The organism is Streptomyces griseiscabiei, from assembly GCF_020010925.1.
GTDB classification, from domain to species: Bacteria; Actinomycetota; Actinomycetes; order Streptomycetales; family Streptomycetaceae; genus Streptomyces; species Streptomyces griseiscabiei.
In genome coordinates this window covers 3,764,070-3,775,885 of the sequence record NZ_JAGJBZ010000002.1, presented here as the reverse complement: position 1 = coordinate 3,775,885, position 11,816 = coordinate 3,764,070, and the positions used below count along the sequence as shown (strand labels likewise).

General features: G+C 76.4%; 1 protein-coding gene. It reads right to left on the bottom strand.

The annotated features are described in order from the left end of the window. Window positions 1–12: 12 nt before the first annotated feature. The gene (locus tag J8M51_RS33295; protein WP_267299668.1) at window positions 13–11,742 is read right to left on the bottom strand and encodes a type I polyketide synthase; all 11,730 of its coding nucleotides are present in this window, start codon (window positions 11,740–11,742) and stop codon (window positions 13–15) included. Window positions 11,743–11,816: the final 74 nt, after the last annotated feature.

The following is an 11,816-nucleotide window of genomic DNA, read 5'->3' as shown; positions in this document are numbered from 1 at the left end:
GGATCCGGGGCGTCACGAGATGCCCAGCTGGTTGTCGATGAGGTCGAAGATCTCGTCGTGCGAGGCGGACTCGATGTGGTCCGCGGTGACCTGGTCGGCGGGTTCGGTGGCTTCGAGGCGGGCCAGCACCTCGCGCAGCCGCTGGGAGAGCCGGTCGCGGTCGGGGGCGTCCGGCGCGAGGCCGGCGACCAGTTCCGCGAACCGGTCCAGCTCGGCGAGCGGCGCGGACGCCTTGGCCGGGCCCGGCCGGCCGGTGGTGGCCGCGAGATGGCGGGCCAGTACGTCGGGGGTGGGATGGTCGAAGACCATGCCCGCCGGCAGCCGGACGCCGGTCGCGGACGACAGCCGGTTGCGCAGCTCGACGCCGGTGAGGGAGTCGAAGCCGAGTTCCTTGAACGCCCGGGTGGGCTGGACCAGTTCGGGCGAGGGGTGGCCGAGGACGGCCGCCGCGTGGCCGCGCACGAGGTCCAGCAGCGCGGCGTGGGCGTCGGCCTCGGACAGCCCGGCGAGCCGTTCGGCGAGGCCCGCGGCCCGGCCGCCGCCGTCACCGTTCACGGCGGCGGCCCGTCGGCGCGGTGCCCGGACCAGGCCGCGGAGCAGTGCCGGGACGTCCTGTCCGCCACCGGCGCGCAGCGCGGCGGTGTCCAGTCGCGCGGCCAGCAGATAGGCGTCCTCGGAGCGGAGGGCCGCGTCGAAGAGGGCCAGCCCTTCCTCGGAGGTCAGGGGGGTGACCCCGCTGCGGCTCATGCGCCGCAGGTCCACGTCGCCGAGATGGCCCGTCATACCGCTGCGTTCCTCCCACATGCCCCAGCCGATGGAGAGGCCCGGCAGGCCCTCGGCGCGGCGGCGTTCGGCGAGCGCGTCCAGGGCGGCGTTGGCGGCCGCGTAGTTGGCCTGTCCGCCGCCGCCGAGCAGGGCCGCGGCGGAGGAGAACAGGACGAAGGCGGCGAGGTCGTGGTCCCGGGTCAGCTCGTGCAGGTTCACCGCCGCGTCCGTCTTCGGACGCAGTACGCGCTCCAGCTGCTCGGCGGTGAGGGAGGAGACCACGGCGTCGTCGAGGAGTCCGGCGGCGTGCACGACGGCCGTGAGGGGGCGTGTCACGCCGGCCAGGACCTCGGCGAGCCGGTCGCGGTCGGCGGCGTCGCAGGCGACGACGCTCGCCTCGGCGCCGAGCGCGGCCAGTTCGGCGCACAGTGCGTCCGCGCCGGGGGCGTCGGGGCCGCTGCGGCTGGTCAGCAGCAGGTGCCGTATCCCGTGCTCGGTGACGAGGTGACGGGCCACCAGGCGGCCGAGAGTGCCCGTGCCGCCGGTGATCAGGACGGTGCCGTCGGCGTCGAGGGCGGTGGGCGGCAGCAGCACGTTCTTGCCGGTGTGCCGGGCCCGGCCGACGTACCGGAACGCCTCGGGGGCCCGCCGTACGTCCCAGCAGGTGAGCGGCAGCGGGGTGAGCGTGCCCTCGCGGAACAGGTCGAGGATCAGGTCGAGCGTCTCCGCGATCCGCTCGGGGCCCGCCTCCGCCAGGTCGTACGCCCGGTAGCGGACCCCGGGGTGGTCGGCGGCCACGCCGTCCGCGTCGCGGATGTCGGTCTTGCCCATCTCCAAGAAGCGCCCGCCGCGCGGCAGCAGCCGCAGGGAGGCGTCGACGAACTCCCGTGCCAGGCAGTCCAGTACGACGTCGGCGCCGCGTCCGCCGGTCGCGTCGAGGAAGCGGTCGGCGAAGTCGAGGGTGCGTGAGGAGGCGATGTGGGCGTCGTCGAGGCCGAGGCCGCGCAGGACGTCCCACTTGCCGGGGCTCGCGGTGCCGTACACCTCGGCCCCGGCGTGCCGGGCGAGCTGGACGGCGGCCATGCCGACACCGCCGGCCGCGGAGTGCACCACGACCGTCTCCCCCGCTTTCAGGCCGCCGAGGTCGAACAGGCCGTAGTGGGCGGTGAGGAAGGCGATGGGCACGGTGGCGGCGCGGGCGTAGGACCAGCCGGGCGGGATCGGGGCGAGGGTGCGCCGGTCGGCGACCGCGACGGGGCCGAAGGCACCGCCGAAGACACCGAACACGCGGTCGCCGGGGGCGAGGTCGCTCACGCCGGGGCCGGTCTCCAGGACGGTGCCCGCCCCTTCGCTGCCGAGGATCCGCTGGTCGGGGGCGAGGCCGAGGCAGACCGCGATGTCCCGGAAGTTCAGGCCGGCGGCGCGGACGGCCACCCGGACCTCGCCGGGGGCCAGCGGGGCGCCCGCCTCCGGGGACGGTACGAGCGCGAGGCCGTCGAGGCTGCCCGCTCCGGTGGTGTCCAGCCGCCAGAGCGCTTCGCCGGCCGGCGGTGTCAGCGTGCCGGGCCGTCCCGCCCTGGCCAGCCGGGGGACGAGCGGGTTCCCCGCGCGGGCGGCGAGCTGTGGTTCCCGTGTGGCGAGGGCGAGGCCGAGCAGGTGGGGCAGGGCGTCCGCCGACTCCTCGGTGTCGTCCAGGTCCAGCAGGACGAAACAGTCCGGGTGTTCGGTCTGGGCGGCCCGGACCAGGCCCCAGGCGCCGGCGTGCGCCGGGTCGGCGGGGTGTCCGCCGGGCCCGGTCGCGACCGCGTGCCGGGTGACGACCACGAGGGGGGCGTCGCCGGAGCGGGGGTCGGACGGCCATCGCTGGACGACGGCGAGGGCGGCGGTCGCGATGTCCCGGACGCGGGCGGCCTCGTCGGGGCCGGTGGCGGTGGGGCAGGTCCAGACGACCGCCGTGGGCTGCGCGCCGGAGCCGATGTCGTCGTGGTCCGCCCAGCCGGTGAGCGGGCCGGCGGTGTCGGTGCCGCCGGGGGCCGGGGTCCAGTCCAGGCGGTACAGGCCGTCCCGGCCCGTCGCGGCCGCCGTGAGAAGGTCCGGGGACAGGGGCCGCAGCACCAGCGACTCGGCGGACAGCACCGGCTGCCCGGTCGGGTCCCAGGCGTCCAGGCTCACCGCGTCGGGCCCGGCCGGGCCGATCCGGACGCGCAACGCCGACGCGCCGGCGGCGTGGGCGGTGACGCCGTTCCAGGAGAAGGGCAGCCGGGCGGGGCCGGGCCGGTCGCCGAGGAGGGCGGACGCCTGGAGGGCGCCGTCCAGCAGTGCCGGGTGGACGAGGTAGCCGCCGCTGTCCGACTGCCGTTCGAGCGCGACCTCCGCGTACACGTCGGTGCCGTCGCGCCAGGCGGCGCGCAGCCCCTGGAAGGCGGGGCCGTAGCGGTAACCGGCCTCGGCGAAGCGGTCGTAGACGCCCTCCAGGTCGACCGGCTCGGTACCGGCCGGGGGCCAGGCGTGCGGCGCGGACGGGCCGTGGGCGCGGTCGCCGGGGGCGAGGGTGCCGGTGGCGTGCGGGGTCCAGTCCGCGCCCGGGGCGGTCTCGGGGCGGGAGTACAGGCCGAGGGGGCGCCTGCCGCTGTCGTCGGGCGGTCCGACGCGCAGCTGGAGGTGGACCGCGTCCCGCTCGGGGAGGACCAGCGGGGCCTGGAGGGTGAGTTCGTCGACGAGGGCGCTGTCGGCCTCGTCGGCGGCGCGCAGGGCGAGTTCCAGGAAGGCGGTGCCGGGCAGCAGGTTGGTCCCGGAGACGACGTGGTCGGCGAGCCACGGGTGGGTCCGGGTCGAGAGCCGCCCGGTGAGCAACCGCTCCCCCGAATCGGCCAGGTCCACGGCGGCCCCCAGCAGCGGGTGGTCCGTGGCGCCCAGTCCGGCGGCGGCCACGTCTCCGGTGCGGACGGGGGCGTCGAGCCAGTAGCGGGTGCGCCGGAAGGCGTAGGTCGGCAGGTCCGCCGGACCGCGCGTGCGGCCGAGGGCGGCGGGCCAGTCGACGGGCACGCCCTGGACATGGGCCTCGCCCAGCGACAGCAGCAGCCGGTCCCGGCCGCCGTCGTCGCGGCGCAGCGAGCCGACGACCACGCCCGGGACGGCGGCGTCCTCCAGCACCTCCTGGACGGCCGGGGCGAGCACGGGGTGCGGGCTCGACTCGACGAAGGTGGTGTATCCGGCGCCGGTCAGGGCCCGTACGGCGGGTGCGAACTCGACCGTGCCCCGCAGGTTGCGGAACCAGTAGTCGGCGGTGAGTTCGGGCCCCTCGATCCAGTCGGCCTCCAGGGTGGAGAACATCCGGGTGCCTGCCGCGCGGGGGGTGATGTCGGCGAGGACATCGAGCAGTTCGGCGCGCAGGGGGTCCATCCCGGAGGAGTGGGAGGCGTAGTCGACCTCGATGCGCCGGGCGCGTACGCCGTCCTTCTCGCAGGAGGCGAGGAGTTCCGCCAGGGCCGCGGTCTCGCCCGCGACCACGGTGGAGCGCGGGCCGTTCACGGCGGCGACCGAGATCCTCTCGCCCCAGCCGGCCAGCAGTTCGCGGGTGCGGTCGGCGGGCAGCGCCACCGAGGCCATGCCGCCGTGCCCGGCGACGGCGCGCAGCAGCCTGCTGCGCAGGGCGACGACCTTGGCGCCGTCCTCCAGGGTGAGTGCCCCGGCGACGACCGCCGCCGCGATCTCGCCCTGGCTGTGGCCGAGTACGGCGTCCGGTTCGACGCCGCAGGACCGCCAGGTCTCGGCCAGCGACACCATGACGGCCCAGAGCGCGGGCTGGACCACGTCCACGCGCTCCAGGTCCGTGGCGGAGGCCAGGACCCCGGTCAGGGACCAGTCGACGTGCGGGGCGAGGGCGCGTTCGCAGGCGGCCATGCGGGCGGCGAAGACCGGCGAGGAGTCGAGCAGGTCCAGTGCCATGCCGGTCCACTGGGCGCCCTGGCCGGGGAAGACGAACACGGTGCGCCCGACGGCGGTCGCGGTGCCCCGGGCCACGGTGGCGAGGGGTGCGTCGGCCGCCAGGGCCCGCAGTCCGGCGGTCAGTTGATCGCGGTCGCCGACGAGGACGGCCCGGTGGTCGTGCCGGGTGCGGGTGGTGGCGAGGGCCAGTCCGATGGCGGCGGCGTCCTGCCCGGGGTGGGCGTCGGCGTGGCGGGCGAGCCGTTCGGCCTGGGCGCGCAGTGCTTCGAGGGTGTGGCCGGAGAGGACCCAGGGGACGGCGGGTCCCTCGGGGGGCGCGGGCCGCTCGATGTCCTCGTCGACGTGCTCCAGGACCAGGTGGGCGTTGGTGCCGCTCATGCCGAAGGAGGAGACTCCGGCGCGGCGGGGCCGGTCGGGGCCGGCGGGCCAGGAGCGTTCCTCGGTCAGCAGTTCCACCGCGCCGGCGGACCAGTCGACCTGCGGGGTCGGCGCGTCCACGTGCAGTGTCCGGGGCAGCACCCCGTGCCGCATCGCCTCGACCATCTTGATGACACCGCCCACGCCGGCGGCCGCTGAGGTGTGCCCGATGTTCGACTTCAACGACCCCAGCCACAGCGGCTGTTCACGGTCCTGGCCGTAGGTGGCAAGCACCGCCTGCGCCTCGATCGGGTCCCCGAGCCGGGTTCCGGTGCCGTGTGCCTCGACGACGTCCACGTCACCGGGCGAGAGCCGGGCGTCGGCGAGCGCCGCGCGGATCACGCGCTGCTGCGAGGGCCCGTTGGGCGCGGTGAGCCCGTTGCTGGCGCCGTCCTGGTTGACCGCGCTGCCCCGCACGAGGGCCAGCACCCGGTGGCCGTTGCGGCGGGCGTGGGACAACCGCTCCAGCAGCACCATGCCCACGCCCTCGCCGAAGCCGACACCGTCGGCGGCCGCGGCGAAGGGCTTGGAGCGGCCGTCGGGGGCCAGGCCCCGCTGGCGGCTGAACTCGACGAACAGTTCGGGGCTGGACATGACGGTGACACCGCCGGCGAGGGCGAGGGCGCATTCACCGGAGCGCAGCGCCCGGGTCGCGAGATGCAGGGCGACCAGCGAGGACGAGCACGCGGTGTCGACAGTGACCGCCGGGCCCTCAAGTCCCAGGACGTAGGCGACGCGGCCGGAGACGACACTGCCCGAGTTGCCGGCGCCGAGGAAGCCCTCGACCTCCTCGGGGATGTGGGGCAGGAGCCGGGCGGCGTAGTCCTGGTGCATGACGCCGACGAAGACGCCTGTCGCGGAGCCCTTCAGGGCCGCCGGGTCGAGGCCCGCGCGCTCCAGCGTCTCCCAGGAGGTCTCCAGGAGCAGCCGCTGCTGCGGGTCCATGGCGAGCGCCTCACGCGGCGAGATGCCGAAGAAGCCCGCGTCGAACTCCCCCGCGTCGTACAGGAAGCCGCCCTCCCGCGCGTACGAGGTGCCGTGGCGTTCGGGGTCGGGGTCGTGGAGGGCGTCCAGGTCCCAGCCGCGGTCGGCCGGGAAGGCGGCGATGCCGTCGGTGCCGGAGGAGACCAGGTTCCACAGGTCCTCGGGCGAGCGGACGCCGCCGGGGTAGCGGCAGCCCATGGCGACGACGGCGATCGGGTCCTCGTCGGTCGCCGCTCCCCCGCCGCCGACCGGGACGGCGGTCGCCACGCGGCCGGGGTCCGCGCCGAGCAGTTCGCCGCCGAGGTGGGCCGCGAGGACCTCGGGGGTCGGGTGGTCGAAGACGAGGGTGGCGGGCAGCCGCAGTCCGGTGGCGTTGCCGAGGCGGTTGCGGAGGTCGACGGCGGCCAGCGAGTCGAAGCCGAGGTCCCGGAAGGCGCGGCCCGCCTCGACGGCCTCGGGCGACGGGTGGCCGAGGACGGCGGCGACCTGGCCCCGGACCAGGTCGAGGAGTTCGCGGCGGCGGGCGGGGGCGTCCAGGGCGGCGAGCCGCTCGGCCAGGGGGCCGCGGTCACCGTCACCGTCGGTGGCGGAGGCCAGGGCGGCCTGGCGGCGGGCGGGCAGCCGGACCACTCCGTGCAGCAGACGGGGTACGGGTTCGCTCTCGGCGCGGGCGCGCAGCGCGGCCGTGTCCAGCCTGAGGGCCACCAGTAGCGGTTCGTCGACGGTGAGCGCGGAGTCGAGGAGGGCGAGGCCCTGCGCGTCGGTCAGGGGCGGCAGGCCCGAGCGGGCGACACGGCGGACCTCGTCGTCGCCGAGGTGCCCGGTCATGGCGCTGCGCCGCTCCCACAGCGTCCAGGCGACGGACCGTCCGGCCAGGCCCCGGGCCCGGCGGTGGTGGGCCAGGGCGTCCAGGAAGGCGTTGGCGGCGGCGTAGTTGCCCTGTCCGGGGCCGCCGAAGGTACCGGCGGCGGAGGAGAAGAGCACGAACGCCGCGAGGTCCATGTCGGCGGTGAGCCGGTGCAGGTTGAGTGCCGCGTCGGTCTTGGGCCGCAGGACGGCGTCGACCCGCTCGGGGGTGAGGGAGGAGATCACGCCGTCGTCGAGCACTCCGGCGGCGTGGACGACGGCCGTCAGCGGATGCCGTACGCCGGCCAGGACCTCGGCGAGCCGCTCCGCGTCGGCCGCGTCGCAGGCGACGACGCTCACCTCCGCGCCGAGCGCGGCCAGTTCGTCGCGCAGTTCGGCCGCACCGGGGGCGTCCGGGCCGCTGCGGCTGGTCAGCAGCAGGTGCCGTGCGCCGTGTCCGGTGACGAGGTGACGGGCGACGCGGGCGCCGAGCAGACCGGTGCCGCCGGTGATCAGGACAGTGCCGTCGGGGTCCAGGGAAGGGGCCGCGTCGTCGTCCCGTACGGGAATCCTGGCCAGCCTCGGTACGAGGACCTCGGAGCCGCGCACCGCGAACTGTGTCTCGGCGGTGGCGGTGAGCACGGCGGCGAGGGCGGCCGGGAGGTGGGCGTCCGGGTCGAGGTCGACGAGGTGGAGGCGGTCCGGGTGCTCGGTCTGCGCGGAGCGCACCAGCCCCCACACCGCGCTGTGCGGCAGGTTCGGTACGTCCTCGCCGGGCCGGGCGGCGATCGCGCCCCGGGTGACGAGGACGAGCCGTGTCCCGGTGAACCGGTCGTCGGCGAGCCAGTCCTGGACGAGGGCGAGGGCGTCGTGCACCGCGGTGCGGGTGGTGTCGGCGAGCCCGTCGGACTGGTCGTCCGGGGCCGCGCCGAGGTCGGCGAGGACGAACTCCGGCAGGGGCCCGTCGGCGTCCCGGAGCGCGGCGAGGTCCGCGTGGCGGGCGACTCCCGGAGTGTCCTCGGTGGGGCCCAGGACCGCCCAGGAGGCCGCCGTGGGGCCGGGCACCGGACGGACCGGTGTCCAGTCGAGGCGGAACAGGGAGTCGTGGTGGCGTCCGGCGGCCGGGGCCGTGGAAGTCCCGGCGCCGACCGGCCGCAGGGCCAGGCCCGCCACGGTCAGGACGGGCCGTCCGGCCTGGTCGAGGGCGCGCAGTGTCACCGTGTCGGGGCCGGCGGGGGTGATGCGCATCCGCAGACCGGTCGCGCCCTGCGCGTGGAGGACGGCCCCGGTCCAGACGAACGGCATCCGGCCCTCGGCGGCCTCACCGAGGCCGGTCGCGTGCAGGGCGCCGTCGAGGAGCGCGGGATGCAGCCCGAACCGCGCCGCCTCGGCCCGCAGCTCCGACGACAGGCTCGCCTCCGCGAACACCTCCTCCCCCAGCCGCCACGCCGCCCGCAGCCCCTGGAACGCCGGCCCGTACGCGAAGCCGCCCTGCGCGAAGCGCTCGTACAGACCGTCCAGGTCCACCGGCTCCGCGCCCGCCGGCGGCCAGTCCGCCGCCTCCGGCTCCGGCTCCGCGTCCTCGGCGGCGGGAGCCAGCAGCCCCCGGGCGTGGCACGTCCACGGCAGGTCGTCGGTGCCGTCCGGGCGGGCGTGCAGGCTCAGCGGGCGGCGCCCGTCCCGGTCCGGGGCGCCGACGGCGAGCTGGACGGCGACGCCGCCCTGCGGGGGCAGGACGAGCGGGGCCTCCAGGGTGAGTTCCTCGACCTGGCCGCAGCCGACCTGGTCGCCCGCGCGGACCGCCAGTTCCAGGAAGGCGGTGCCGGGCAGCAGGGCGGCGTCACGGACGGCGTGGTCGGCGAGCCAGGGGTGGGTGCGGGTGGAGAGACGGCCGGTGAGGAGCAGTCCGTCCCCGTCGGCGAGGGCGGCGACCGCGCCGAGCAGCGGATGGTCGGCGGCGGCGAGGCCGGCCGAGGCCATGTCGCCCTGCGGCGCGGCGGAGTCCTCCAGCCAGTACCGGCGGCGCTGGAACGCGTACGTCGGCAGGTCGGCCCGGCGGGGGCTCCACGCGGCGTAGGCGGCACGCCAGTCGACGCGTACGCCGTGGACGTACAGCTCGCCGACGGCGGCGAGGAACCTGGCCCGGCCGCCGTCGTCGCGGCGCAGCGTGCCGATGACCACGGCCTCGTCGACCCCGGCGGCCCTGGCGGTCTCCTCCATCGGGACGGTGAGCACCGGGTGGGGGCTGATCTCGACGAGGACGTGGTGGCCGGCGGCCAGCAGGGCGCGGGTGGTCTGTTCGAACTCGACGGTCCGGCGCAGGTTGCGGTACCAGTAGCCGGCGTCGAGGCCGGTGGTGTCGAGCGGTTCGGCGGTGACGGTCGAGTAGAAGGGGATGTCGGAGGGGCGGGGGGTGATGTCGGCCAGCAGCCGGAGCAGTTCGTCCTGGACGCGCTCGACGTGGGCGCTGTGCGAGGCGTAGTCGACGGGGATCCGCCGGACTCTGAGGTCGCGGGCGGTGAGCCGGTCGATCAGGTCGTCGAGCGCCGCCCGGTCGCCGGAGACGACCACGGAGGCGGGCCCGTTGACGGCCGCGACGGACAGCCGGCCGTCCCCGTCGCTCAGCAGGGCGCGGACCTCGTCGACCGGCAACGGCACGGACGCCATGCCGCCCGCCCCGGCGAGCGCGACGATGGCCCTGCTGCGCAGCGCGACGACCTTGGCGCCGTCCTCCAGGGACAGCGCCCCGGCGACCACGGCGGCGGCGATCTCGCCCTGGCTGTGCCCCGCGACGGCGGACGGCTCGACACCGTACGACCGCCACAGCGCGGCCAGCGACACCATCACGGCCCACAGCGCGGGCTGGACCACGTCGACGCGGTCCGGCGGCGGGGTGCCGGGGGCGTCGCGCAGTACGTCGGTCAGGGACCAGTCGGTGTGGGGGGCCAGGGCGCGTGCGCAGTCGGCGATCCGTTCCGCGAAGACGGGGGCGGTGTCGAGGAGTTCGGCTGCCATGCCGGTCCACTGCGAGCCCTGGCCGGGGAAGACGAACGCGGTGTCGGCTCCGGGGCCGCCGGTGCCGCGGAGCAGCCCGGGCTCGGGGGTGTCCTCGGCCAGGGCCCGCAGGCCGCGCCGGAACCCCTCCTCGTCCGCGGCGACCACGACGGCACGGTGTTCGAGCGCGGCCCGGGTGGTGGCCAGTGCGTGGCCGATGTCGACGGGCCGCTGTCCGGGGTGTGTGTCGAGGTGGGCGGCGAGGCGGCGGGCCTGGGCGCGCAGGGCCTCGCGGCTGCGGGCGGAGACGGGCCAGGGCAGGGCGGTCGGGAGGCCGGGCTCATCGGTGGTGCCGGGCTCCGTTCCCGGGGCCGGGGCGGACTCGGGCTCGTGTCCGGCCTGTTCGAGGACGACGTGTCCATTGGTGCCGCTGATCCCGAAGGACGAGACGGACGCCCGGCGCGGTGCGCCGGTCTCCGGCCAGGGCCTCGCCTCGGTGACGAGTTCCACCGCGCCCGAGGACCAGTCGACCGTGGGGGTGGGCCGCTCGACGTGCAGGGTGGGCGGCACGACGCCCCGGCTCATCGCCATCACCATCTTGATGACACCGCCGACGCCCGCCGCGGCCTGGGTGTGGCCCATGTTGGACTTCAGCGAGCCGAGCAGCAGGGGCCGGTCGGTGGGCCGGTCCTGCCCGTACGTGGCCAGCAGGGCCTGTGCCTCGATGGGGTCGCCGAGGGGCGTACCGGTGCCGTGCGCCTCGACCACGTCGACGTCGGCGGGGGTGAGCCCGGCGTCGGCGAGCGCCCGTCGGACGACCCGCTGCTGGGCGGGTCCGTTGGGGGCGGTCAGGCGGCTGCTCGCGCCGTCCTGGTTGACGGCGGTGCCGCGTACCAGGGCGAGCACGGGATGGCCGTTGCGGCGGGCGTCGGACAGCCGCTCCAGCAGGAGCATGCCGACGCCCTCGCCCCAGCCGGTGCCGTCGGCCCCGGCGGCGAAGGACTTGCAGCGGCCGTCGGCGGCGAGCCCGCCCTGCCGGCTCATCTCGACGAACGGCACCGGTGTCGACATGATCATGGCGCCGCCTGCCAGCGCCAGCCCGCACTCCCCCCGGCGCAGCGCCTGGGTGGCCAGGTGCAGTGCGACGAGGGAGGACGAGCAGGCCGTGTCCACCGTCACCGCCGGGCCCTCCAGACCGAAGGTGTACGAGAGGCGGCCGGAGGCGACGCTGTCGGAGTTGCCGTTGCCGATGTACCCCTGGATGTCGTCCGGGACCTGGCGCAGCCGTAGTCCGTAGTCCTGGTACATCACGCCGACGAAGACCCCGGTGTCGCTGCCGCGCAGTCCGGCCGGGTCGAGGCCCGCTCGTTCGAAGGCCTCCCAGGTGGTCTCCAGCAGCAGCCGCTGCTGCGGGTCCATGGCGAGCGCCTCGCGGGGCGAGATGCCGAAGAAGCCGGGGTCGAAGTCGGCGGCGTCGGTGAGGAATCCGCCCTCGGCGGCGTAGGTCGTACCGGGACGCTCCCGGCCGGGGTCGTGCAGGGCGGCGAGGTCCCAGCCCCGGTCGGCGGGGAAGCCGGCGACGGCGTCGGTGCCGGAGGCGACGAGCTGCCACAGCTCCTCGGGGGACACGACGCCCCCCGGGTAGCGGCAGCCCATGCCGACGATGGCCACGGGTTCCTGCTGCCGGGCCTCCACCTCGTGCAGCCGTCGCCGGGTGCGGTGCAGGTCGGCCGCGACCCGCTTGAGGTAGTCGCGGAGCTTGTCGTCGTTGAGCGTGCCGTCAGTCACTGTGCACCGTCACCTTCGGGGCCTTCGTGCGGGAGGGGCCGGGCAGGGGGAGCCGCCGTCGCGCGGAGGGGGGC